We start from the raw sequence: 22623 nt of genomic DNA, 5'->3' as shown, positions 1-22623 counted from the left end.
ATGGCCTTGTCAATCCGGGTCGTCGGCGCGCCGGGGCTCCGTAATCTGCGGTGGTTCGGACGTCATCATCGATCCTTCGAGCGCGATGTCCAGCTTCTCATCGGAGGTGAGCTGGCCTTTCTTCAGTTCCTGATCGTCGATCGCATGCTCGTCGGCATCGGTTCTGGGCGCATCCGTCATATCCCGGTCTCCTTCCTATGCCCAACGAACCGGCCATCCGGCGCGTTCCGGCAAACAGCTTGAACCAAAGCTTCGCAATCTTCGCCAATTCGCAACTTTTCCTTCGCAAATCTCCGCCTTTTCAGCCGTTTTCGCCAGCCAAAGCTTGCGGATAATGCGCCCATGCTTTCCAATCTGCCAGAACGAGGCCTCGACCTCATGGACGCCATGGTCGCCGCTGCGGCGGAGCGGGCCTCGTCGCATTTTCTCGAGGTGATCCGCTTCGCCAAATGCGATGACGTGCAGGTCAACGAAGGCTTCGCAACTCGTGACGTCGACATCGAAACCTGGCCCCTGTTCGCCGATCATCAGGCGATTGTCGTCTCCGTCTTCGCGACGGGGCCCAATGACGATGGCAGCCTCGCTACCGCCGCCAGCGGCCGCTTCACATTCACCACCCTGACCGGCAAGCGGGCGTATCGCGCATGACCCGGCTCCCCTTCATTCCCTCGGCCGGTCCCTGCGCCGGCGCCTTCTGACACGGAGAGGCCCCTAATGAACGAGATCACCTTCAAGCCCAAAAAGTCAGTCGCCCTGTCGGGCGTAACGGCAGGCAACACCGCGCTCTGCACGGTCGGCCGTTCGGGCAACGATCTCCACTATCGCGGCTATGACATTCTGGATTTCGCCGAGACCAGCGAGTTCGAGGAAATCGCGCATCTGCTGGTCCATGGCTGGCTGCCCAACGCGGCGGAACTCAAGGCCTACAAGACCAAGCTCAAGGCGCTGCGTAACCTGCCCTTGCCGGTCAAGGAGGCGCTGGCCGCCATTCCCGCCGCCGCGCATCCGATGGACGTGATGCGCACCGGCGTCTCGGCGTTGGGCTGCGCGCTGCCGGAAAAGGACGACCATAATGCCGCCGACGCCCGCGACATCGCCGACCGGCTGATGGCTTCGCTCGGTTCCATGCTGCTCTATTGGTATCACCTGTCGAACAACGGCAAGGAGATCGAGCTGGAAACCAACGACGACAGCATCGGCGGTCATTTCCTGCACCTGCTGCATGGCAAGCCCGCGCCTGAAGGCTGGGTTCGCGCCATGCACACGTCGCTGATCCTTTATGCGGAGCATGAATTCAACGCATCGACCTTCACCAGCCGCGTCATCGCCGGCACCGGTTCCGACATGTATAGCTGCATCGCCGGCGCCATCGGCGCGCTGCGCGGCCCCAAGCATGGCGGCGCCAACGAGGTCGCCTTCGAAATCCAGAAGCGCTACCAGAACCCGGACGAAGCGGAGGCCGATATCCGTCGCCGCGTGGAGGCGAAGGAAGTCATTATCGGCTTCGGCCACCCGGTCTACACGATCAGCGACCCGCGCAACGTCGTCATCAAGCGGGTCGCGAAGAACCTGTCGGACGAGGCGGGATCGACCAAGATGTACGACATCGCCGACCGGCTGGAATCGGTTATGATGGAAGTGAAGAACATGTTCCCGAACCTCGATTGGTTTTCGGCCGTCAGCTACCATATGATGGGCGTGCCGACGGCGATGTTCACGCCGCTCTTCGTCATCAGCCGCACGTCCGGCTGGGCGGCGCATGCGATGGAACAGCGTGCCGACAACAAGATCATCCGCCCCAGCGCCAACTATGTCGGGCCGGAGGATCTCAAGTTCGTGCCGCTCGCGGAACGCGCCTGACGTTCCTTGCTCCCGCTCTCGGGAGCGACTGCTGAAAAGGATCATCGATGCCTTATCTTCTTTCCGCCGATCTTCCCACCGAACCGGCTGGCAAGCGTTTCCGTGCCGGTCTTGAGCGCCCCGGCATCTACCAGTTGCCCGGCGCGCATAACGGGCAGGCCGCGATCCAGGCCAGGCAGGCGGGCTTCGACGGCCTCTATCTCTCCGGCGCGGCGATGACGGCAAGCATGGGCCTGCCGGACCTTGGCATCATCACCGTGGACGAGGTCGCCTTCTTCATCCGCCAGATCGTCCGCGCGACCGGCCTGCCGCTGCTCGTCGACGGCGACACCGGCTATGGCGAGGCGCTCAACGTCATGCACATGATCCGCACCTTCGAGGATGCGGGGGCGGGCGCTGTTCATCTGGAGGACCAGATCCTGCCCAAGAAATGCGGGCATCTGAACGGCAAGAGCCTCGTTTCCCCCACCGACATGGCCGCCAAGGTGGCCGCGGCGGCCAAGGCGCGCCGCGATCTCGTCATCGTCGCGAGGACTGACGCGGTGGGAGTAGAGGGCTTCGATGCCGCCATCGCGCGTGCGAAGCTCTATGTCGAATCCGGGGCCGACGCGATCTTCCCCGAAGGCCTCACCAGCCGCGAGATGTTCGAAAAGTTCCACGCGGCGATGCCGAACGTGCCGCTGCTCGCCAACATGACCGAATTCGGAAAGACGCCCTTCTTCACCGCCTCCGAGTTCGAGGCGATGGGTTACAAGATGGTGATCTGGCCGGTATCGTCGCTGCGCATCGCCAACAGGGCGCAGGCCGAACTCTACGCCTCGATCAAGGCGGAGGGCGGCACCCACAAGATGCTGGACCGCATGCAGACCCGGCAGGAACTCTATGACACGATAGGCTTGCACGCGTTCGAGGAGCTGGATGCCAACATCATCCAGACCATCGTGCCACAGGGAATGCCTCAGGACAGCTGAGCGACACGGCTGGGCGGGCGGCGTCTGAGCGATCCGGGGCGTCAACCGCCAACCCGGCCCCGGCACGGGCCGCTGACCGCTTCGGGCGCGCGCCGCCGGAAGCCGCTTGATCCGCTTCGTCATGTCCACCCTGCTGCAAAGTCTCTTTCGCTTCGCAACATCCGCAATTATCTGTTAGTCTAGGAATGACCGAATTTGCGAAGATTTGCGGACAAAAAGCCGTAAATTTGCAAATATTGCGAATGATGGGTGGAAATATGCGCAAAGCGTTCATGGGCGTCCGGTTGCGACGCTTGCGGGAAGAGCGGAATCTCAAGCAGGTCGAACTGGCCAACTCACTCGGTATCTCGTCCAGCTATCTCAACCAGCTGGAACAGAATCAGCGGCCGCTGACAGTGCCGGTGCTGCTGAAGATCAACGCGGTCTTCGGCGTCGACGTGCAGCTTTTCTCCGAAGATGAGGAAGCGCGCCTCATCACCGACCTGCGCGACGCGCTGACGGATGGCGTGGAACCCATATCCGTGGCCGAAATCCGCGAACTGGCGACCAACATGCCGGCGGTGGGGCGCACGCTCGTGTCCTTGCACCGCCGTTACCGCGAATCCGTCGAGCGCAGCGAGGCGATGGCGGCGCAACTGGGTGACGAGTGGATCAGCGGCGGCCCGGCGCGCATGCCCTTCGAGCAGGTGCGCGACTTCTTCTACGCCCGGCACAATCATGTCGAACCCCTGGATGAGGCGGCCGAGCGCCTTTACCGCCAAGCTGGTCTGACCCCTCGTTCGATCCATGCCGGCCTGACCGCCTTGCTGGGCGAACGGCATCGCGTGCAGGTCATCGGCGGCGACAGCGATGCGGCCCAACGCCGTTATGATCCGGCTACGCGCACCCTCTATGTTTCCGACCAATTAAACCAAGGCCAGCAGGCGTTCCAGATGGCCACTCAACTCGCCTTTCTGGAGCATGGCGACATCATTGCCAGGCTCACGGACAATCCAATCCTCACCAGCGACGAAGCACGAAGGCTGGCGCGCATCGGCCTCGCCAACTATTTCGCCGGTGCGCTGATTCTGCCCTATGGGGACTTCCTCGCCGCAGCCGAAGCGGAAGGCTATGACATCGAAAAGCTCGGGCGCCGCTTCGGCGTGGGCTTCGAAACAGTCTGCCACCGGCTTTCGACGCTGCAACGGGCGGAAGCGCGCGGCATCCCCTTTTTCTTCGTGCGGGTCGATCGCGCCGGCAACATCTCCAAGCGTCAGTCTGCGACGGACTTCCATTTCTCGCGTGTCGGCGGCACCTGCCCGCTGTGGAAAGTCTATGAAGCCTTCGCCCAGCCCGGTCGCGTGTTGCGCCAGATCGCGCAGATGCCCGATGGGCGCACCTATTTGTGGATCGCGCGAACGGTGGGCAGCGTCAATGCCGGCTTCGGCATGCCGGGCAAGACATTCGCCATTGGGCTTGGCTGCGACATCCGCCATGCTTCACGCCTTGTTTATGCGCGCGGGTTCGACCTCAGCGATCCGAGCGCCGCGACACCTATCGGCGCCGGATGTAAGGTCTGCGAGCGTCAGGCCTGCCCGCAACGCGCTTTCCCGCCCGTCGGGCGGGCGATTGCCGTCGACGAAAATCGCAGCGCGCCGACGCCCTATCCAGTGGCTTGAGAGAGAAACGCTCTGATCGCGCGGCGTTGGGTCCATCCACCGGCCTTGGCTCAGTTCCTGAAGACGACTGTCCTTCTCCCGTTCATGACGACCCTGTGCGCCACATGCCAGCCGACCCTCATGCGTTTCGCCGCCCAATGCGGGGTTGGCGCGTCGACATCCATTCTTTCGAAATATGGCATTTCGATGGGCAAGCGGGTGCGTGTCGATCCTCAGTTGGCGCGACAATCTGCACCGATTGCATATAAAGAAATCTTTATATGGACCTTGACAGGAAGCTCGCGATGGTGTGTAAGCCGCTCGTCGAGGTTCCCCGCCTCAGGCGTGACGGCGGGGCTAAGACGGGAAGCCGGTGATGTCTGCTAGACAGAGTCCGGCGCTGCCCCCGCAACTGTAAGCGGCGAGTGGCGGTTCCATTTCGTGTCACTGGGCTTCCGCAAGAAGCTCGGGAAGGCCGGAACCGCCGCGATGACCCGTAAGCCAGGAGACCTGCCTCCGACGCGATAACGTTCCTCGGACGGGGGTTCCTCCGGTGGATCGCGCTAGAAGCAAAGGCTCGTGGCGTAAGCATCGTCCGGGCCTGTCCTGCGCGCTCTTCCCTTGGCCTCCTGTCCGGCAAAAACAGGTGTGTCATGACGAATAGCGGGTTTACCTTCTCCATCAGCAGCATCCCGTTCAACGAGGATTATCGTCCCGCCGACGCCACGCGGATCACCACCAATTTCGCGAATCTGGCGCGAGGAGAGAACCGTCAGGAAAATCTGCGCAACACTCTGAAGATGATCGACAATCGCTTCAATTCGATCATGCATTGGGACAATCCCGCTGGGGATCGTTATGCGGTCGAACTGACGATCATCTCTGCGGAGTTGAAGATCGGCGCGCGGGAGGATGACGATCATTTCCCGCTGATCGAAATCCTACAGACAACCGTCATCGACACGCGCAGCGGTGAACGCATCCCCGGCATGGTCGGCAATAATTTCTCATCCTATGTCCGCGACTATGATTTCAGCATCCTGCTGCTAGACCACCTCAAGCAGAACCCCCACGGCGGCGCACCGGAAGGCTTTGGCGACCTGCATGGAAAATTGTTCAAGCACTTCCTCAATTCCAGCGCTTATCGGGACAATTTCAGCAAGCCGCCGGTCATCTGCCTGAGCGTGTCGAGCCGGGAAACCTATCACCGGACAGCCAATGTCCACCCCATCCTCGGCATTGAGTACAAGAACGACAAAGTCTCCGCGACCGATGCCTATTTCGCGAAGATGGGGATGAAGGTTCGCTACTTCATGCCGCCGCACGCCGTCGCGCCCCTGGCTTTCTATCATCTCGGCGGCCTGCTCGACGACTACACCCATCTGGAGCTCGCCAGCACGATCAGCACGATGGAAACCTTCCAGAAAATCTATCGTCCCGAAATCTACAATGCCAATTCCGTTGCCGCGCAGGACTATCGGCCGAGCCTGAAATATCAGGACTATTCGCTGACCCTCATCGTTTACGACCGCGAAGAACGCAGCAGGCTCGCGGTCGAACAGGGCAAGTTCGCCCAGGAGCATTTCATCAAGCCGCATGCGGCGGTGCTCGAACAATGGTCGTCGCGCCATGCCGCTGTCGTTGATGCTGTAGCTGCCTGATCCATCCCATTTACGAGGCCCTATCCATGAAGACATTGTTGCCCACCTCGACCGCCGGCAGCCTGCCCAAGCCCTCCTGGCTCGCGGAGCCCGAAAAGCTCTGGGCGGCCTGGAAATTGCAGGGCGAGCAATTGTCGGAGGGCAAGAAGGACGCGCTGCGCCTGGCGGTGAACGATCAGGAGCAGGCCGGCATCACGATCGTCGGCGACGGCGAACAGACACGCCAGCATTTCGTCACCACCTTTGTCGAGCATTTGAGCGGCGTCGATTTCGAGAAGCGCGAAACCGTCAGGATTCGCAACCGTTATGATGCGAGCGTGCCGACGGTCGTCGACGCAGTGGCGCGGACGAAGCCCGTCTTTGTGGAGGACGCCAGATATCTGCGCGCGCAGACGGATCAGCCGATCAAATGGACCCTGCCCGGCCCCATGACGATGATCGATACGCTCTACGACGCCCACTACAAGAGCCGCGAGAAGCTCGCCTGGGAGTTCGCGAAGATCCTCAATCAGGAAGCAAAGGAGCTGGAAGCCGCCGGCATCGACATCATCCAGTTCGACGAACCGGCCTTCAACGTCTTCTTCGACGAGGCGAACGACTGGGGCATCGCCACGTTGGAAAAGGCGGCAGAGGGGCTGAAGTGCGAAACGGCGGTCCACATCTGCTATGGATATGGCATCAAGGCTAATACGGACTGGAAAAAAACGCTGGGTTCCGAATGGCGGCAGTATGAGGAAACATTCCCCAATCTGCGGAAGTCGAAGATCGACATCATTTCGCTGGAATGTCATCATTCCCACGTTCCGATGGACCTCATCGAACTCATCCGGGGCAAGAAGGTGATGGTCGGCGCCATCGACGTGGCGAGCGACACGATCGAGACGCCGGAGGAAGTGGCCGGCACGCTGCGAAACGCGCTGGAATTCGTGGATGCGGACAAGCTTTATCCGTCCACCAATTGCGGCATGGCCCCATTGTCCCGTCAGGTCGCGCTGGGCAAGCTCAACGCCTTGGGTGCCGGCGCGGCGATCGTCCGGAAAGAGCTGTCGGCCTGACGGATTGCAGAGGGTTTCGCGAGCGTCAGGCGACCTTCCTCTGGCAGTACCCCCATCATGCATCGGACAGGGACAGGGAAACTGAATCCGGCTAGACCGGAGCGCGCTCCATTCCACGGCTCCCCGCCAAGCCCGTCAGGTCGGCTCCCGCGGGACGTTGGAACAATCGAAGCCCGAATTCCGGCAGGATCGCGATCAGATGGTCGAATATGTCCGCTTGCACGCCCTCATATTCGGCCCAGACCGTGCTGGTGACGAAAGCGTAGATTTCCAGCGGCAGGCCGTTTTCGCCCGGCGCGAGTTGCCGCACCAGCAGCGTCTTGTCCCGCGCGATGTCCTCGCGCGATTCCAGATAGGCCAGCACATAGGCGCGGAACGTGCCGATATTGGTGAGCCGCCTGCCATTGACCGCGCCGTTCGCCTCGGGCTTGTCGTTCCACAGAGCGATCTCCCGCCGCTTGGCATCCAGATAGGGGCGCAGCAGGGCAAAACGCTCCATATGCTCCACATCGCCTTCATCCAGGAAACGAACGCTGGCCTGGTCCATCTTGAGCGAGCGCATGATGCGCCGCCCGCCCGATTCCGACATGCCGCGCCAGTTGCGGAAGCTCTCCGAAATCAGGCGATGGGTCGGAACGGTGGTGATCGTCTTGTCGAAATTCTGGATCTTCACGGTATGCAGCGCGATGTCGATCACGTCGCCATCGGCATTGAACTGCGGCATTTCGATCCAGTCGCCCACGCGCACCATGTCGTTCGACCCGATCTGGACCGATGCGACCAGCGACAGGATCGTGTCCTTGAACACCAGCATCAGCACGGCCGCCATCGCGCCCAGTCCCGAAAGCAGCAACAAGGGCGACTGATCCATCAATGCCGCGATGATGAGGATCGCGGCCGCGCCATAGACCAGCAGCTTGCCAAGCTGCACATAGCCCTTGATCGGCTTGTTGGCCGCGTCCGGACGCCGCTGGTACAGATCGTTGAGCAGCGTGAGGAAGCCGCTGAGCGCGATGGCGATCGTCAGGATGATGAACGCCGTGCAAAGGCTGCGGACAAAGGCCATGGCGTCGGCTGGCAAATGCGGCACCGCGGCGATGCCGGACTGGATCACCAGCGCCGGAACGATGTTCGACAGCCGGGCGACCACGGCGCCGATATGCCCCGCCTCCACCTGGAAAGGCAGATGTTCCAGCAGGCGCAGCAGCACCCGGAGCACGATGCGCTTCGCCACCCAGTTGGCGACCCATGCGACCAGCATGAGCAGCAGCAGGGCGATCCCGCTCTGCATCCATGGCTCGCGCGCATAACCCTGCATCAGCCTGGCGATATTGTCATTGGCAAGCGGCAATCGGGTCATCAAACGGGCTTCTCCGCAAACGGGTCGTCATGAAGGGAACGGCCCGCCGTCTCTGGCATGAAGCGCAGCGCGATCAGGCCGGCGATGCAGGCCAGCATCATGTAGAATGCGGGCATCAGCTCATTGCCGGTCAGGCTGATGAGGCCGCTGCCGATCACAGGCGCGGTGCCGCCGAAGATGGAGGTCGAGACATTATAGGCCACGGCAAAGCCCGCGAAGCGCACCTGCGTCGGGAACAGCGCCGGGAAGGTCGCCGAAATCGTCGCCAGTTGCGGCACGTAGAGCAGCCCCAGCAGCACGAAGCCGATGGTTGCTCCCCAAAGGCCCGTTCCCATCAGCATATAGAGCGGAACGACGGCGATCAGCAGTCCGATCAGCGACACCCGCCACATCGCCCGCCGCCCGACCTTGTCCGACAGCGCCCCGGCAAAGGGCAGGACGACCATCATCAGCAGCATGCCGATGATCGGCACGATCAGCGCCTCGTCGCCCGACAGGCCGATCCGCTGCTGGAGATAGGTCGGCATGTAGCTCAGCAGCGTGTAGTTGACGACATTGAGCGCGACGACCAGCCCGCCGACCACCAGCATGGGCCGCCAGTGGCCACGCATCAGAAGCCGAAGGCTGGGAGGCGGCGGTCCCGCGTGATGCAGCGCGGCGGCGGCCTGGAAAACGGGCGTATCCTCCATTTTCGAGCGCAGATACATGCCGACCAGCCCCATGGGCGCCGCGATCAGGAAAGGGATGCGCCATCCCCATTCATGCATCGCCCCGTCTCCCAATATCAGGGAAAAGCCCAGCATCAGCGCCGCGCCCAGCGAAAATCCCGCCAGCGTCCCGAACTCCAGGAAGCTGCCGTAGAAACCGCGCCGGTCGTCGGGCGCATATTCGGCCATGAAGGTCGCGGCCCCGCCATATTCCCCGCCGGTCGAAAAGCCCTGCACCATGCGCAGCAGGATCAGCAGGGCGGGCGCCCAGAAACCGATGCTCGCATAATCGGGGATCAGCCCCACGCACAGCGTCGCGCCGGACATCAGCAATATGGTGAAGGCCAGCACGGACTTGCGCCCCAGCCGGTCGCCCAGCGGTCCCCAGAACAGCCCGCCCAGCGGCCGCACCAGAAAGGAAATGGCGAAAGTCGCGAGCGCGAACAGCACGGCTTCGTCCATATTGCCGGGGAACAGCGCGGCGGAAATATAGGTCACGCCATAGGCATAGATGCCATAGTCGAACCATTCGGTCGCATTGCCCATGGCCGATGCGGCAATGGCGCGCCGCAGCGTGCTCTTCTGCGCCGGGGCTGGAATGGCCGGAGAGCCATCGGCTGGAATCGCCGTCATGTCCTCTGTCCCTCGGATATGTTTTCATCGCCGACATTGGGATCGAGCAAGGCGGCCATGGGCGTGGTGCGCGGCAGGATCTGGAATTCCTGTTGCTCGCCGCCGGGCACGGGTTCAGACGCTCTCTGCCGCCACAGCCCCAGAACCAGCGCCAGGGCGGCGCACAGCGCAATGAACAGGAACAGGCCACCGGTCCCGGCCACGGTCATGAAACTCGCGGCGCAAACCGGCCCCAGAGCCGCGCCGGCCGAATAGAGCAGCACCAGCCGCCCGCTCGCCGCCACGCGCTCCGTTTCCAGCAGCCTGTCGTTGCAATGAGCGACGCACAGCGGATAGAGCGCGAAGCTGAGCCCCCCGAAAAGCGCGCCCAGCGTCAGCAGCACGATACCGCCTGACTCCCACAATGCGAGCAGGAGGCTCACCAGCGCGGCCGCCGCGAAGCTCAGGATGATGATCCGCCGCCGGTCATAGCGGTCGGACAACCGCCCCAGCGGCCATTGCAGCGCGACGCCGCCCAGGATCACGATCATCATGAACCGAGCCGTTTCCGGCAGGTCCAGCCCCAGGCGCCGCACATGCACCGCCGCCAGTCCATAGAAGGCGCCCAGCATCAGCCCCGTCGCCACCGCGCCCATCGCGCCCAGCGGGGAAGCGGCCAGCAGCGACCGGATCGAAAAGGCGCTCGCTTCCATCGGCGCGGGCGCGGAACTGCGCGTCAGGCAGAGCGGGATAATGGCCAGCGAAATCAGGATGGAGGCGATCTGAAAGGGTATGGCTGGCAATGCCCCGCTCGCCCCCAGCAGCAATTGCCCGATCGCCTGCCCCGAATAGAGCGCGACCATATAGGCGGCCAGCACGCTGCCCCGCATGTCCGGCTCCGCCCGGTCGTTGAGCCAGCTTTCCAGGCACACGAACACGCCCGCCACGCAGATGCCGTCGATCAGCCGCAGCCCCGCCCACAGCGCCGGATGGTCGAGCAGCACATAGGAAAGCGTGCTGGCCGACAGCAGGGCGACGAAAGCGGCGAAGGCGCGGATATGCCCGACCCGCCGCACGATTTCTCCGGCGCGCAGCGCGCCCGCCATCAGGCCGCCGAAATAGGCGGTGGCGACGATGCCGATGGTGATGGTCCCGCTGCCCCCGCGTTCCAGGCGCAGGCTGATCAACGTGGCCAGGAACCCGCTGCCCGCCATCAGCATGAAGATGGAGAGCAGCAGGCTGCGAACCGGATGGATGGCGGCAAGCATCAGGCGGCGCGTCGTCCCTCCGCCGCGGCCGGTTCGTCCTGTTCCACCAATGCGCGATGCAGCGCGCGCACGGCAGCGTCATATTGGGCGACATCGACGATGAACTGCACGTCGACATTGCGGATCTGGTGCTGCATCGCGATGATGCCGATGCCTTCCCCGGCCAGCGCGTCCAGCGCGTCGGCGACCAGGGACGGCCGCGAAATGTCGCTGCCGATCACCGACACCATCGCCACCGGCTGGGCCGAGACCGACGCCTCGGGATAGCGCTGTTGCAGGTCGGCCATCACCCGCTTCACCGTCGCGGCGTCGGCGGACAGATAATGGGTGATGGTGTTGGCGTTGGACGATTTGCTGACGATCCACGCGCCATGCGCGGTCAGCGCCTCCAATATGGCGGCGTCATATCCCTTCACGCCCACCATGTCCTGTTCGAAGAATTGCAGCGCCTGCGCATGGCGGATGCCGGTCACGATCTCGACCCGCGGATATTCCGACACATAATCGCCGCAGATCAGCGTGCCGCCATCCTCCCGGTCGAAGGTGTTGCGCACGCGCAGCGGGATATGCGTCTGGCGCAGCCCGCGCCCCGCGCCGGGATGGATCGCCTCCATGCCCAGATTGGCGAGCTGGTCGGCCACGTCGTAATTTGTCCGTCCGATCTTGCGCGCCCGGTCGATGCCGACCAGCTTCGGGTCCGCGCTCGACAGGTGGAATTCCTTGTGGATGATCGCCTCCCGCGCGCCCGTCAGCACGGCGATCCGCGAAAAGGTCATTTCCGAATAGCCCCGCGCATAGCGGCGCACCATGCCGTCGACGCAGCCGGCATAGCCGGTCACGATGGGCAATGTGGTGGAAAGGTCGACCGTCTCCAGCGCCGCGACGATCCGCTCGTCCAGCCCGCGCCGGTCGTCCTGATCCCACAGCGTCAGGTCGACAAAGGCGGCATTCACGCCCCGTTCCTTCAGCAGCAGCGCGGTGCTGTGCGCGCTGTGTGCCTCGCCCAGCCCGGCCAGCAGTTCGCGCACCGTCACCAGTTGCTCCTTGACGCAGAAGCGCCCATGGCTGCGCAGCCGCGCCAGATCGTCCAGACAGGCGGCCACCGCGTCGATGCGCATGTCGACGAAGGCCGTCGCCTGCGCCAGCCCGTCCGCCCGCGCGAACATCTCCGCATTGCGCGCATGCATGGCGGCGCGCACCTCCTCCATCGCCTCGCGCCAGCCATCGGCGCCTTCGTCCGCGACGAAGCGCGCATGGACGCCGGGCCTGCCGCTCTTCTTGTGCTCCAGCAGCAGGTCGGTCATGCCCGCATAGGCCGACACGACGAAGATGCGGTTATAAAGCTCCGCGCCCTTGCGCCCGGCGACCAGCACATTGTCGAACAGCATCGCGGTCGCGGCCATGGATGTGCCGCCGATCTTCTCGACGCTATGGCCCTTCGCGGCGTCCGCGCTCATGCCACCGCCTCCGCCATCAGCGGCCCGCCGACCGGCACGATCCTGTCCGGATCGCCGCGCGCGGCGATGAAGTCGGGGCGGGGCTTTTCCGCTCCGAAGGGCCGCTCCAGCGCATTGCCGACAGCGTTGTAAACCAGGAAGGCGTTGGCGCGGGGGAAGGGCGTGATATTGCCGTTCGACCCGTGCATGACGTTGCAGTCGAAGAGGACGACCGTGCCCGGCTTTCCGGTCGGCGCGACGATCCCATGCTCATGCGCCAGTTCGGCAAGGCTGGTTTCGTCCGGCACGCCATATTCCTGTTTTTTGAGCGACATGCGGTAATGATCCTCCGGCGTTTCCCCCACGCAGGTCAGGAAGCTGCGGTGCGATCCGGGGATCAGCATCAGCGGCCCGTTATGCGGCGTGTTCTCCGCCAGCAGCACGGACATGGACAGCGCCCGCATCCGGGGCATCCCGTCTTCCACATGCCAGGTTTCGAAATCGCTGTGCCAGTAGAACTCCTTGCCCTGGAAACCCGGCTTGTAGTTGAGCCGCGACTGGTGGATGTACACCTCGTCGCCCAGCAGGAAGCGGGCGACCTGGGCCAGCCGTTCGTCCGCGGCGAGCCGGCCCATCACCCGGCTCTGGGCGTGGATCCTGAAGATCGACCGGATTTCTCGCCCGCCCGGCTCGGTGACGACCGTCTCCTCCTCCAGCGCGTCGGGATCGGCCAGCAGCGTTCCCGCCTCCCCTTGCAGGAAGGCGATTTCCTCGTCGGAGAACATATCCTCCAGAACCAGATAGCCGTCGCGGTCGAATTGCGCCGCCTGCTCCCGGCTCAGCGGCGCGCCTTCGTGCCAGCCGCCATGGACGACCGGATCGAGGCGCGGCAGAAACGCCGCCGCCTGTGCATGGCGGGACGGGTAGATGTCTTGCACGGGGACTTCCCCTTTCCTGTCGGGTCAGTTGCTCGGGACGGCCTCGCGAACCATGTCCGCCTCGGCCGGATAGGCGCCGCTTTCGTCATGCACTTCGCTGCCCGTGACGGGCGGGTTGAACACGCAGGCGCACAGTATGTCGGTTTCGGGCCGCACGACATGCCGGTCATGGGCGTCGAGGGCGTACATCACGCCGGAGGCGAGCGGGTGCGTCACGCCCGTGCCCAGATCCTCGATCGTGCCTTTCCCCTTCAGCACCAGAACCGCTTCCAGATGGTTCTGGTAATGCATGTGCAGTTCCTCGCCCGCATACATGGTCGTGACGTGGAAGGAAAAGCCCATGCTGTCGTCTTTCAGCAGCAGGCGGGCGCTTTCCCAGCCTTTCGACTGCACGTTGCGGTCGGATTTGCGGATGTCCTGAAGCTTGCGAACGATCATGCTATTCTCCTTTATTCCGCCGCGACGCCGTAGGGCACGGCCAACGCTTCGCGGATGCTCGTCTCCAATATGTCCAGCCCCGCCGACAGCAGGGCGTCGTCGATGATGAGCGGCGCGAGCACCTTGACGATCTCGTCATGCGCGCCGCTCGTTTCGATGATGAGGCCGCGGGCGAAGCAGGCGGCGGTGATCGCTCCCGCGATCTCGCCCGATCCCACATCGATGCCGCGCATCATGCCCCGGCCGCGGGTCGAAAGCCCATGTTCCGCCGCCATGGCGTCTAGCCGCCTTTCGAGCAGGCGGCCCCTTCGCGCGACATCCGCCTGGAACTCCCCGCCGCTCCAGAAATGGCGCAGCGCGGCGGCGGCGGTCACGAAGGCATGGTTGTTGCCCCGGAACGTGCCGTTATGCTCGCCGGGCAGCCATTGGTCGAGTTCCGGGCGGAACAGCGCCAGGGCGAAGGGCAGGCCCATGCCCGACAGCGACTTGGCCAGCGTCACGATGTCCGGGGTCACGCCCATGCCCTCGAAACTGAAAAAGCCGCCCGCGCGGCCGCAGCCGGCCTGGATGTCGTCCACGATCAGCAGCGCGCCGTGGCGCCGGGCGATCTCCGCGATGGCGCGCAGCCATGCGGGCGACGCCGCGTTGAGGCCGCCCTCGCCCTGCACCGTCTCCACCAATATGGCGGCGGGCGCATCGAGGCCGCTGGACGGGTCGGCCAGACGCCGTTCCAGCAGTTCGGCCGTATCGACATCCGGGCCGTGATAGCCCTCATAGGGCTCATGGGCGACATGGTTGAGCGGCACGCCCGCGCCCGCGCGCTTCGACGCATTGCCGGTGCAGGCCAGCGCGCCCAGCGTCATGCCGTGGAAACCGTTGGTGAAGGCGATCACCCCTTCGCGCCCCGTCACCTTGCGGGCCAGCTTGATCGCCGCTTCCACCGCATTGGTGCCGGTCGGGCCGGTGAACATCGCGCGATAGTCCAGCTTGCGCGGCTTCAGGATGATGTCCTCGAAGGTTTCGAGGAAGTCCGCCTTGGCGTCGGTATGCAGGTCCAGGCCATGGGCGATGCCGTCGGCCGCGATATAATCGAGCAGGGCCTGCTTCAGCACCGGGTGGTTATGGCCGTAGTTCAGGGTCGAGCAGCCCGACAGGAAATCCAGATAGCGGCCGCCCTGGTCGTCGCGCATCCACACGCCTTGCGCTTGCGTGAACTGGCGCGGCATCGACCGGGCATAGCTGCGCACGACCGACTCCCGCCGTTCGTAGATCGCTATGTCGGGAATGGAGGGGGTCGGCTTGGGTTGCGTGATGGTCATGTCGTCAATTCTCCTCGATGGGCGGGCGGCGCGCCGGCAGCGGGCCGATGCGCGCCTGCCATTCGGTGGCGTGGGCGCCGGCGAAATGCGTGTCGCGCCCGAAACGGGCGCTTTTCTCCAGGGCCGTGCCCCATTGGCGGGCGAGCCCTTCGAACAGGGCCCAGGACGCGCGATTGTCGTCCGTCACGGTCGTGGTGAGATGGGTGACCCCCGCATTGTCCGGGCGCGCCAGCAGCGCCTCGATCATGCGGCCCGCCAGCCGCCGGCCCCGCGCCTCGGCGGACACCGCCACCTGCCAGACGAAGAAGGTCTCGGGCGCGGAGGGCGGGCGATAGCCCGATACCCAGCCCACCGCCCGGCCGTCCGCTTCCGCCACGACGCAGGAATCGGCGAAATCGGTGCATTGCAGCAGGTTGCAATAAGCGGAATTGGCGTCGAGCGGCGGACAGGCCGCGACCAGCGCCGTGATGGCGGGCCCGTCCGTTCCGACGGGCTTTCGAAGCTCAAAGACCTGCCCCTTGCTCCGTCCGGAGCGCGCAGAAGCCCTTGGCGGCACGGCGGCCGCTGGTGCTTGGGAATCGAAGATTGTTTATCTCCCGAATTATATTCTCAGTCCGAAAGCCACGCTTCCGTTCGACTCGGCGCGGTATATGCGCAGTTCAGAGCCATTTTTCAACCCCGGCAGCACTCAAAATATTTTATCAAATAAAGGATATGCCCTAAAACAGTCCCCCAAACCCCATTCACATTGCTGACTCGTTCATGGTTTCGCTATGCACCGGCCATGACTTCGCAAATCGCTTCCCTGACCCTGCGCGCGCTCCGCCGGGTATTGCGCGCCACGGAAATCGGCAGCCGACAACTGGCGACCGCCACCGGCCTCACGCCATCGCAATTGCTCGTCCTGCGCGAAATCGACATCCGCCAGTCCGCCACGCCCGGCACGATCGCCCAGGCGCTGCAATTCAGCCAGGCGACGATCACCACCATCGTCGATCGCCTGGAATCGCTGGGCTTCGTCCAGCGCCAGCGCAGCGAAAAGGACAAGCGCCAGTTTCACCTGAGCGCCCTGCCCGCCGGCAAGGCCGCCATCGCCGACGCGCCCGATCCGCTGCAAACGACCTTCACCGATCGTTTCGTCGCCCTGCCGCCATGGGAGCAGGCGATGATCCTGGCCGCCGTCGAACGCCTCGCCACGCTCATGGACGCCCAGAATATCGACGCCGCCCCCTTGCTCGACAGCGGCCTCATCGACCGGTCCGCTCCAGCCTGACTCCACAACTGACCGGCTATCGGGACTGGAACCGTCGAAGCGGCTGGGCGCCATGCCGCGATTGACACCCGCCTCGTCCTTCACGAAAACACTGAGACCGAACATGCCGGCGCTATGTTCGATCCTGGCCAGCTCATAGTTGTAAAGGGCGCGTCCAGCCTTGCGGCCCTTGACCGTGCACGACACGGCGAAGTCATAGTTGAACTCACCTTCTCCCGAGGACACCCAGGGGAAGCCCCCCATCTGGTCGAAGGACAACGCTGGAATGGGGAGCTTCTACCGGTCTCAGCATGAGCTGGTTTTCGTATGGAAGGTAGGAAGCGCTCCGCATCTCAATACGGTCGAACTCGGGAAGAACGGCCGCTATCGCACCAATGTGTGGAACTATCGCGGCGCGACGAAGACCGGTGCGGATGCGGAGCTTGCCATGCATCCGACGGTCAAGCCCGTCCCGATGATCATGGATGACATCAAGGACACTTCGCGCATCGGCGAGATCGTGCTTGATCCGTTTGGAGGTTCAGGATCGACCCTGATCGCGGCGGAGAAGACGAAGCGGCGTGGTCGGCTGATCGAATATGAGCCGGGCTATTGCGAGGTGACGATCCGGCGGTGGCAGATGATCACCCACAAGGCAGCGATACTCGAAACGACCGGGGAGAAATATGTCGATGTGCAAAAGCGGCGTGCTGCCGATATGGAGAAAGCAGCCAACGCCGCGCTTGAAAGGAGTGAAGGTTGATGAGCGCTTCGAGCTCAAAGTGGAAGCGATCCTGATGGGGTGTCGTCACCACCTGGGTCTCAAGGTCGATCATAATCGGATGCTCCTCAGCCACCTGCAGCAACCGATCGACCTGGCTTTGCGGCAGCACGACCGTCAGGATACCGTTCTTGAATGCGTTGCCCGCATATATGTCGGAGAAACTGGGGGCGATCACGGCCTGGATGCCTAGTTGTTTGATCCCACGGTTTGATGGTGCGATCCTTTCGTTGGAATGGAAGGAAGCCTTATGGGACAGGTACGTCACGGGAGCGCCACGACCACGCACGCCGTCCGAGCAGCAATACAGCGATCGCAAGCTTCGCTCGCGACGCTGAGCCGGGATTTGGGGATCAACCCGAAGACGGTGGCGAAGTGGCGCAAGCGGGCGACGGTCGAGGATTTGAAGACCGGGCCGAAGGCCCCTCATTCCACCACCCTGTCCGAGGCCGAGGAGGCAATGGTTGTGGCGTTCCGTCGACACACGTTGCTGCCGCTCGATGACTGTCTTTATGCCCTGCAACCATCGATCCCGCACCTGACACGATCGGCGCTGCATCGGTGCCTGCAGCGACACGGCATCTCTCGCCTGCCCGACATCGAAGGTGACAAGCCAAAGCGACAACGCTTCAAACGCTATCCGATCGGCTTCTTCCACATCGATATTGCCGAAGTGCAAACTGCAGAAGGCAAGCTGTACCTGTTCGTCGGCATCGACCGCACCAGCAAGTTCGCCGTCACGCAACTCGTCGACAAGGCGGATCGCCGAACGGCGTGGGAGTTCCTCGAACACCTGCTGAAAGCGGTGCCCTACCGCATCCACACGATCCTGACGGACAATGGCATCCAGTTCGCCGAGCACCCGTGACGGGCCAAGCCAGAATAAGGGACAAGTCAGCCCTTTATCGTTACGCGATCATGCGCGAGAAGAAAAGGGGAACATTGCGCCGTCCACAGCTTTGACGAACGGGGCTGACAGCGGTGTTCTTTCATGGTGCAACGACGGAATTTGTCCCAATGTCGCCAACGCCTGTCAGATGCAGAACGCCTTTGCCCGGCAACTCAATGCGAAGTTCCAGCTTTCCGCCCGCTGCCTCCACGAAGCGGCGAAGCGTCGAAAGGTAAAGGTCGGTTTGCCGCTCGATCTTGTGAACGGAAGGCTGCTTCACGCCCAAGGTTTCCGCGATCTGCTCCTGGCTGCGTTCGGCAAGCTGACGCAACGCTTTCAGTCCCTCGACCTCTGCAACTAATTCCTGCGTCCGCGCCTCGATCCGGCGGCGGCGATCTTCGGGCAGGGTAGCCATGATCTCACTGCGCGAACGTCCCATCGTCATTTCTCCTTCGCGGCCAGTGCCGCTAGATGCTCGTCAAACCTTTTGTCGGCCTTGGCGATCAACGTCTTGTAAAACCGCTTCTGCGCCACGCCCGCCTTGTCACCAGCGACAAGCAGGATCGCTTGCCGCTCCGGGTCGAACGCAAAAGCTACGCGCCACACGCCGCCATCGGCATGGTAGCGCAACTCCTTCATGTTCGCATGACGCGATCCGCCAAGCGTATCGGCATGGGGACGGCCAAGCCGGGGGCCATAAAGTTCCAATAGGCCCGTTGCCGCCAAAAGCTCGTCCTGCACCGCATCGGGCATCGCGTCATATTCGGCATCAAAGGCATCATGGTTGCGAACCGTCCACGGCATAGGGCTATATATCCTCTGGGCTATAATTTGTCCATAGCCTTGAAGCTATGGCTGCAAGGATGCGGCGATCTTCATCCGAATTGTCCCCCTGCGGGCAGAAACGGATAAAATCAGCACCTTTTAGGACTAAGTTGGCACCTGTCGGCAGTGTAATGCCTCCCCCTCTTGCGTTGCGGAATGAACTGATACAGCATGGGCTTCTGGCTATGGCGGGCCATGACAAGAAAGGCTCCGCCATGTCGTGCGAATCGGAAGCGCGCCAAGTTCATCGAGTCGCATTGATTGCCAACAAGTTGCGTGATGTCGTGACTTATTTGTCACAGTCGGCAAGGAACCGTCCAAGTATAGGATAGCAATTACCGCCGTTATCCGCCGTCCACCGTCATACGCCAGCGTTTCCCATAGTGCGCTGCCGTTTCCCGCCGTTGCCCACACTTAGACCGCCGCGAGCCGCATCTTCATCATATCTTGGCCGGGGCGCTCTTGCGCTGCAAATCCGTGCCGCCAATTCTGTTCGTAGGGGATTGTATCAACGGCGAAGTCGAAAGTTACCCTGATGTCCAACAAGGAAAAGATCATCCGTCTCAAAACCGTGCTGACCCGCACCGGCCTTTCGCGCTCCACTTTGTATAGAAAAATCGCGGAAGGCAGCTTCCCCCGGCAAATCACGATCAGCGTCCACGGCACCGGCTGGCATGAGTCGCCGTGGATCGCTGGATCGCCAACCCCGCCGCCTACCGCGAAGATCGCGCCGAGTGATGCGAGGCGGGGCTATTGCTCGGCCTTGGCCTTGCGGAACGTGCCCTTGATGACCTTCGCGCCATCGCGGAGAAAATCGAGATGGTCGGACCAGTGCTGCATCATCCGCACGCGCTCGTCCCAATACTCGCCCCGCGTGTAGGCGCGGCGCACCGCGTTGTTGTCGCAATGGGCAAGCTGGCGCTCGATGGCGTCGGGATGCCACAGGCCCATCTCGTTCAGGAGCGTCGCCGCCATCGCCCGGAAGCCGTGCCCGGTCATTTCGTCCTGGACGAAGCCCAAGCGCCGCAGCGCCGCGTTGATGGTGTTTTCCGACATGGGCCGATCGATCGAACGCAGCGACGGGAACAGGAAGCTGCTATAGTCCGCGGCATGCTCGATAGTTTCGAGAATGGCGAGCGCCTGCCGGGAAAGCGGGATGCTGTGGATGCGCCGCATCTTGGTCTTGTGCTTCGGGATGACCCAAAGCGCCTTGTCGAAATCGAAGTCCGCCCATTCCGCATAGCGTAGCTCTCCGGGACGCACGAACACATGGGGCAAGAGCCGCAACGCTGCCTTGGTGTTGGCAAAGCCGTCGAACGCCTCGATGGCGCTGAGCAAGCCGCCCGCCTCGTTGGCGCTGGTGATCGCCGCGCGGTGGACGGGTTAGGGTGCAATGAGCGCGCCGCGAAGGTCGGCGGCAACGTCACGCTCGGCCCGCGCCGTGGCGATGGCGTAGCGGAATATCTGGCTGGCAGTGCTGCGCAGCCGCTTCGCCGTCTCATAGCGGCCCTTGCTCTCCATCTTGCGAAGCATGACAAGCAACTCCTGTGCGGTGATAGCGCCCGCCATTGGGCGTGACATAGAGGAACAGCCCGTCGCCATCGGTGAGTTCATAGGGCTTTGCGCGGCCCTTGGCCTTGTTAATTGCAACAGCGGTAAGCGCCATGATGGTATCTCCTGCAAGGGGAGGACCGCGCTACCATCAGATATACCATCAAGATGGTGGTATCCGGTGGCACGAAGCCGCTCCGTATGGGATACCTATACCACCGAAAACCCGCAGAAATCAGCCACTTGTGGCATCTTCTGGAACCCTCTGGGAGAGGATTTTGGTGACCGCTTTTGTTCACGTTTCGAACTTTTTCAAGCTTCAAACAGTCGAATCTCGCAAAATAGTCGAGCGATATCGAGCCACGTTCCTGAACGCAGCTTAGTTTGTCTGATATATACTCGAAAAAATTTCAGGATACTTTCGTGGCGCCGGGTATGAAGGGTTCATCACTCGCGTACGAGCGTGTAGCGCCTCCGGACCCAGGTTCAATTTCACCTGTCCGATCTTCGGATATGTATGTGGTCGATCGTTCCTCGATCGGCCATGTGCGTCCAGCGACTGACGACTTACCGATACTCAGATGCGATCTATGAGGGATTATGGGCATAAGCCTCCGGGTCCGCAACCGGGGTAGGCAGTGAACTTCCGCTGGAGAGCAAATTAGTGCTCTGGGTGCAAATTTTGTTACTTTTGCTCATCAGCTGTCAGGAGGTGAAGAAGGGGCGGGTTGACGAACAGGCGTTCGCGGCCGGCCTTTCGCTCTTCCAGGAGGCCGATCGATGCCATTGCCTTGAGATTGGCCGAGGCGGTCTGGCGCTTGGCTAGTGCAATGACGCAGACGGGAGATTCACAAATCGTCTAGGACATGCGACTCTCCCGTCATGGCCCAGACCGTCAACATCCTCTTGAACGCCGCCGACCGTGCTCGGCTTGAACAAATCGTCGGCGACCGCAACTGCCCGCTCAAGCATGTGCTGCGCGCCAGGATCGTGCTGCTCTCCAGCGACCGCTTGCCGGTGCTCGAAGTGGCCCGCCGCGCCGGCGTCAGCCGACCTGCGGTCTGGCGCTGGCAACAGCGCTTCGCTGAGGAAGGCGTCGATGGTCTTCTCCGCGACAAGACGCGCAAGCCCGGTACGGCGCCGATCGCCGCGCCCGTCGTCGCACGGATCGTTGCGTTGACCTGCTCCGAACCGCCCGGTGCCGTGACCCATTGGACCGGCCGCGCAATGGCCAAAGCCTTCGGCGTCTCGCTCCGAACCGTCCAGCGCATCTGGCAGGTCCATCACCTCCAACCCCACCGTCTGCGAACCTTCAAGAGATCGAGCGACCCCGCCTTCGCCGCCAAGGTCGAAGACATCGTCGGTCTCTACATGGCCCCGCCGGCTCACGCCGTCGTCATCTCGATCGACGAGAAGAGCCAGATCCAGGCCCTCGACCGAACCCAACCCGGTCTGCCGTTGAAGCCGGGCAAATGCGGAACAATGACGCACGACTACAAACGCAATGGCACGACCACCCTGTTCGCCGCGCTCGACGTCCTCCACGGCACAGTCGTCGGTCGCTGCATGCCCAAGCACAGGCACCAGGAGTTCATCAAGTTCCTCAACGCCGTCGAGCGCGCCGTTCCTGCCGGCAAGGTGATCCACGCCGTCCTCGACAACTACGCCACCCACAAGCATCCGAAGGTCCTGGAGTGGCTCGCCGATCATCCACGCTGGGTGTTCCATTTCACCCCGACCTCGGGCTCATGGCTCAACGCCGTCGAGAACTTCTTCTCGGCGCTCACCCGAAGGGTCATCCGGCGCGGCGTCTTCACCTCCGTCGTCGACCTCCAGGACACCATTAGCGCTTACATCCGAAAGCAGAACGCCGACCCTAAGCCCTTCGTCTGGACCAAGCCGGCCGAGACCATTCTCGCCAAACTCAGGCGGCTGCCTGTACCAACCGACTGAGTCAGTGCACTAGACCGGCCTCTACAACATTACTGATACGGAAAAAGCGATCATGAAAACGGCAGATGCGCGGGGATTCGTGATGTCTGGTGAGGCGCTTGACGCCGATG

Annotated in this window: 21 protein-coding genes, 4 pseudogenes and 1 riboswitch; of the genes and pseudogenes, 11 read left to right on the top strand and 14 right to left on the bottom strand. The window is 62.8% G+C overall.

Annotation, left to right across the window (positions count from 1 at the left end):
* Nucleotides 1-9: 9 nt before the first annotated feature.
* Nucleotides 10-180, bottom strand: a complete 171-nt coding sequence (locus tag SCLO_RS23420) for a hypothetical protein (RefSeq protein WP_157080302.1) — start codon at nucleotides 178-180, stop codon at nucleotides 10-12.
* A gap of 162 nt (nucleotides 181-342) precedes the next feature.
* Here SCLO_RS23420 and SCLO_RS14300 point away from each other — a divergent pair, with 162 nt between their 5' ends.
* From SCLO_RS14300 to SCLO_RS14275, 6 genes are all read left to right on the top strand, one after another.
* Nucleotides 343-648: a hypothetical protein gene (locus SCLO_RS14300; protein ID WP_066515430.1), complete on the top strand. Its 306-nt coding sequence runs from the start codon at nucleotides 343-345 to the stop codon at nucleotides 646-648.
* A gap of 66 nt (nucleotides 649-714) precedes the next feature.
* Nucleotides 715-1860: a bifunctional 2-methylcitrate synthase/citrate synthase gene (gene prpC / locus SCLO_RS14295; protein ID WP_066515432.1), complete on the top strand. Its 1146-nt coding sequence runs from the start codon at nucleotides 715-717 to the stop codon at nucleotides 1858-1860.
* A 47-nt stretch (nucleotides 1861-1907) separates the two neighbouring features.
* Nucleotides 1908-2831: a methylisocitrate lyase gene (gene prpB, locus SCLO_RS14290; RefSeq protein ID WP_066515434.1), complete on the top strand. Its 924-nt coding sequence runs from the start codon at nucleotides 1908-1910 to the stop codon at nucleotides 2829-2831.
* Between the two features lie 257 nt (nucleotides 2832-3088).
* Nucleotides 3089-4489, top strand: a complete 1401-nt coding sequence (locus SCLO_RS14285) for a short-chain fatty acyl-CoA regulator family protein (RefSeq protein WP_066515439.1) — start codon at nucleotides 3089-3091, stop codon at nucleotides 4487-4489.
* A gap of 290 nt (nucleotides 4490-4779) precedes the next feature.
* Nucleotides 4780-5000, top strand: a riboswitch (cobalamin riboswitch).
* Nucleotides 5001-5121: 121 nt separating this feature from the next.
* A complete protein-coding gene (locus SCLO_RS14280; RefSeq protein WP_066515442.1) occupies nucleotides 5122-6129 on the top strand; it encodes a DUF1852 domain-containing protein in 1008 nt (335 codons plus the stop codon).
* A gap of 26 nt (nucleotides 6130-6155) precedes the next feature.
* Nucleotides 6156-7184, top strand: coding sequence for a methionine synthase (locus SCLO_RS14275; RefSeq protein ID WP_066515447.1), 1029 nt, complete (start codon nucleotides 6156-6158; stop codon nucleotides 7182-7184).
* Nucleotides 7185-7275: 91 nt separating this feature from the next.
* Here SCLO_RS14275 and SCLO_RS14270 read toward each other — a convergent pair whose 3' ends face one another.
* Genes SCLO_RS14270 through ectA form a run of 8 tightly spaced genes read right to left on the bottom strand, consistent with a single transcriptional unit; the run spans nucleotide 7276 to nucleotide 15818 of the window.
* Nucleotides 7276-8547: a mechanosensitive ion channel family protein gene (locus SCLO_RS14270; RefSeq protein ID WP_066515449.1), complete on the bottom strand. Its 1272-nt coding sequence runs from the start codon at nucleotides 8545-8547 to the stop codon at nucleotides 7276-7278.
* Nucleotides 8544-9884, bottom strand: coding sequence for an MFS transporter (locus SCLO_RS14265; RefSeq protein WP_066515451.1), 1341 nt, complete (start codon nucleotides 9882-9884; stop codon nucleotides 8544-8546). Before SCLO_RS14265 ends, SCLO_RS14270 begins: the two co-directional genes overlap by 4 nt.
* Nucleotides 9881-11131 (bottom strand): MFS transporter, encoded by a 1251-nt coding sequence (locus SCLO_RS14260; protein WP_066515454.1) that lies wholly within the window; start codon nucleotides 11129-11131, stop codon nucleotides 9881-9883. Before SCLO_RS14260 ends, SCLO_RS14265 begins: the two co-directional genes overlap by 4 nt.
* Nucleotides 11131-12588, bottom strand: a complete 1458-nt coding sequence (locus tag SCLO_RS14255; RefSeq protein ID WP_066515457.1) for an aspartate kinase — start codon at nucleotides 12586-12588, stop codon at nucleotides 11131-11133. Before SCLO_RS14255 ends, SCLO_RS14260 begins: the two co-directional genes overlap by 1 nt.
* A complete protein-coding gene (gene thpD, locus SCLO_RS14250; RefSeq protein ID WP_066515460.1) occupies nucleotides 12585-13505 on the bottom strand; it encodes an ectoine hydroxylase in 921 nt (306 codons plus the stop codon). Before thpD ends, SCLO_RS14255 begins: the two co-directional genes overlap by 4 nt.
* A 24-nt stretch (nucleotides 13506-13529) precedes the next feature.
* A complete protein-coding gene (locus tag SCLO_RS14245; protein WP_066515461.1) occupies nucleotides 13530-13943 on the bottom strand; it encodes an ectoine synthase in 414 nt (137 codons plus the stop codon).
* An 11-nt stretch (nucleotides 13944-13954) separates the two neighbouring features.
* Nucleotides 13955-15262: a diaminobutyrate--2-oxoglutarate transaminase gene (gene ectB / locus SCLO_RS14240; protein WP_066515462.1), complete on the bottom strand. Its 1308-nt coding sequence runs from the start codon at nucleotides 15260-15262 to the stop codon at nucleotides 13955-13957.
* A gap of 4 nt (nucleotides 15263-15266) precedes the next feature.
* The gene (gene ectA / locus SCLO_RS14235) at nucleotides 15267-15818 is read right to left on the bottom strand and encodes a diaminobutyrate acetyltransferase (RefSeq protein WP_083949017.1); all 552 of its coding nucleotides are present in this window, start codon (nucleotides 15816-15818) and stop codon (nucleotides 15267-15269) included.
* Nucleotides 15819-16046: 228 nt separating this feature from the next.
* On the opposite strand from ectA, the gene SCLO_RS14230 reads away from it, so the two are divergent.
* Both SCLO_RS14230 and SCLO_RS14225 read left to right on the top strand, forming a co-directional pair.
* Entirely contained in the window at nucleotides 16047-16535 is a 489-nt protein-coding gene (locus tag SCLO_RS14230) for a MarR family winged helix-turn-helix transcriptional regulator (RefSeq protein ID WP_096362155.1), read from the top strand.
* Nucleotides 16536-16800: 265 nt separating this feature from the next.
* On the top strand, nucleotides 16801-17277 hold the full coding sequence (locus SCLO_RS14225) for a DNA-methyltransferase (protein WP_066522510.1): 477 nt from the start codon (nucleotides 16801-16803) through the stop codon (nucleotides 17275-17277).
* A gap of 7 nt (nucleotides 17278-17284) precedes the next feature.
* Here the strand turns inward: SCLO_RS14225 and SCLO_RS23935 are convergent.
* Nucleotides 17285-17488, bottom strand: a pseudogene (locus SCLO_RS23935) (3-isopropylmalate dehydratase small subunit); the annotation flags it as partial.
* Between the two features lie 57 nt (nucleotides 17489-17545).
* Here SCLO_RS23935 and SCLO_RS22995 point away from each other — a divergent pair.
* Nucleotides 17546-18148: pseudogene (locus SCLO_RS22995) on the top strand (IS481 family transposase); the annotation flags it as partial.
* A gap of 136 nt (nucleotides 18149-18284) precedes the next feature.
* On the opposite strand, the gene SCLO_RS14210 reads toward SCLO_RS22995, so the two are convergent.
* Together SCLO_RS14210 and SCLO_RS14205 are read right to left on the bottom strand one after the other, a co-directional pair.
* Nucleotides 18285-18623, bottom strand: a complete 339-nt coding sequence (locus SCLO_RS14210; RefSeq protein WP_066522413.1) for an XRE family transcriptional regulator — start codon at nucleotides 18621-18623, stop codon at nucleotides 18285-18287.
* A 2-nt stretch (nucleotides 18624-18625) separates the two neighbouring features.
* Nucleotides 18626-18988 (bottom strand): type II toxin-antitoxin system RelE/ParE family toxin, encoded by a 363-nt coding sequence (locus SCLO_RS14205; protein ID WP_066522415.1) that lies wholly within the window; start codon nucleotides 18986-18988, stop codon nucleotides 18626-18628.
* Nucleotides 18989-19544: 556 nt separating this feature from the next.
* Here SCLO_RS14205 and SCLO_RS14200 point away from each other — a divergent pair.
* Nucleotides 19545-19747 (top strand): annotated as a pseudogene (locus SCLO_RS14200) (helix-turn-helix transcriptional regulator).
* Nucleotides 19748-19759: 12 nt separating this feature from the next.
* Here SCLO_RS14200 and SCLO_RS14195 read toward each other — a convergent pair.
* Both SCLO_RS14195 and SCLO_RS24405 read right to left on the bottom strand, forming a co-directional pair.
* Nucleotides 19760-20584: pseudogene (locus SCLO_RS14195) on the bottom strand (tyrosine-type recombinase/integrase); the annotation flags it as partial.
* 661 nt (nucleotides 20585-21245) lie between these two features.
* A complete protein-coding gene (locus SCLO_RS24405; RefSeq protein ID WP_407695335.1) occupies nucleotides 21246-21392 on the bottom strand; it encodes a hypothetical protein in 147 nt (48 codons plus the stop codon).
* A 50-nt stretch (nucleotides 21393-21442) separates the two neighbouring features.
* Here SCLO_RS24405 and SCLO_RS14190 point away from each other — a divergent pair, with 50 nt between their 5' ends.
* Nucleotides 21443-22513 carry an IS630 family transposase gene (locus SCLO_RS14190; protein ID WP_066522499.1) on the top strand — a complete coding sequence of 357 codons (1071 nt, stop codon included), beginning with the start codon at nucleotides 21443-21445 and terminating at the stop codon, nucleotides 22511-22513.
* The last annotated feature ends 110 nt before the right edge of the window (nucleotides 22514-22623 follow it).

This window comes from Sphingobium cloacae (assembly GCF_002355855.1).
Taxonomy (GTDB): Bacteria; Pseudomonadota; Alphaproteobacteria; order Sphingomonadales; family Sphingomonadaceae; genus Sphingobium; species Sphingobium cloacae.
The sequence above is the reverse complement of the archived record's forward strand: the minus strand, read 5'-3'. Positions and strand labels throughout refer to the sequence as shown.

Excerpts from the sequence above, each read along its gene's own strand:
- SCLO_RS23420 (WP_157080302.1), bottom strand. The coding sequence starts at position 180 with ATGACGGATGCGCCCAGAACCGATGCCGACGAGCATGCGATCGACGAT.
- SCLO_RS14300 (WP_066515430.1), top strand. The coding sequence starts at position 343 with ATGCTTTCCAATCTGCCAGAACGAGGCCTCGACCTCATGGACGCCATG.
- prpC (WP_066515432.1), top strand. The coding sequence starts at position 715 with ATGAACGAGATCACCTTCAAGCCCAAAAAGTCAGTCGCCCTGTCGGGC.
- prpB (WP_066515434.1), top strand. The coding sequence starts at position 1,908 with ATGCCTTATCTTCTTTCCGCCGATCTTCCCACCGAACCGGCTGGCAAG.
- SCLO_RS14285 (WP_066515439.1), top strand. The coding sequence starts at position 3,089 with ATGCGCAAAGCGTTCATGGGCGTCCGGTTGCGACGCTTGCGGGAAGAG.
- SCLO_RS14280 (WP_066515442.1), top strand. The coding sequence starts at position 5,122 with ATGACGAATAGCGGGTTTACCTTCTCCATCAGCAGCATCCCGTTCAAC.
- SCLO_RS14275 (WP_066515447.1), top strand. The coding sequence starts at position 6,156 with ATGAAGACATTGTTGCCCACCTCGACCGCCGGCAGCCTGCCCAAGCCC.
- SCLO_RS14265 (WP_066515451.1), bottom strand. The coding sequence starts at position 9,884 with ATGACGGCGATTCCAGCCGATGGCTCTCCGGCCATTCCAGCCCCGGCG.
- SCLO_RS14260 (WP_066515454.1), bottom strand. The coding sequence starts at position 11,131 with ATGCTTGCCGCCATCCATCCGGTTCGCAGCCTGCTGCTCTCCATCTTC.
- SCLO_RS14255 (WP_066515457.1), bottom strand. The coding sequence starts at position 12,588 with ATGAGCGCGGACGCCGCGAAGGGCCATAGCGTCGAGAAGATCGGCGGC.
- SCLO_RS14245 (WP_066515461.1), bottom strand. The coding sequence starts at position 13,943 with ATGATCGTTCGCAAGCTTCAGGACATCCGCAAATCCGACCGCAACGTG.
- ectB (WP_066515462.1), bottom strand. The coding sequence starts at position 15,262 with ATGACCATCACGCAACCCAAGCCGACCCCCTCCATTCCCGACATAGCG.
- SCLO_RS14230 (WP_096362155.1), top strand. The coding sequence starts at position 16,047 with ATGACTTCGCAAATCGCTTCCCTGACCCTGCGCGCGCTCCGCCGGGTA.
- SCLO_RS14225 (WP_066522510.1), top strand. The coding sequence starts at position 16,801 with ATGGGGAGCTTCTACCGGTCTCAGCATGAGCTGGTTTTCGTATGGAAG.
- SCLO_RS14210 (WP_066522413.1), bottom strand. The coding sequence starts at position 18,623 with ATGGGACGTTCGCGCAGTGAGATCATGGCTACCCTGCCCGAAGATCGC.
- SCLO_RS14205 (WP_066522415.1), bottom strand. The coding sequence starts at position 18,988 with ATGCCGTGGACGGTTCGCAACCATGATGCCTTTGATGCCGAATATGAC.
- SCLO_RS14190 (WP_066522499.1), top strand. The coding sequence starts at position 21,443 with ATGGCCCAGACCGTCAACATCCTCTTGAACGCCGCCGACCGTGCTCGG.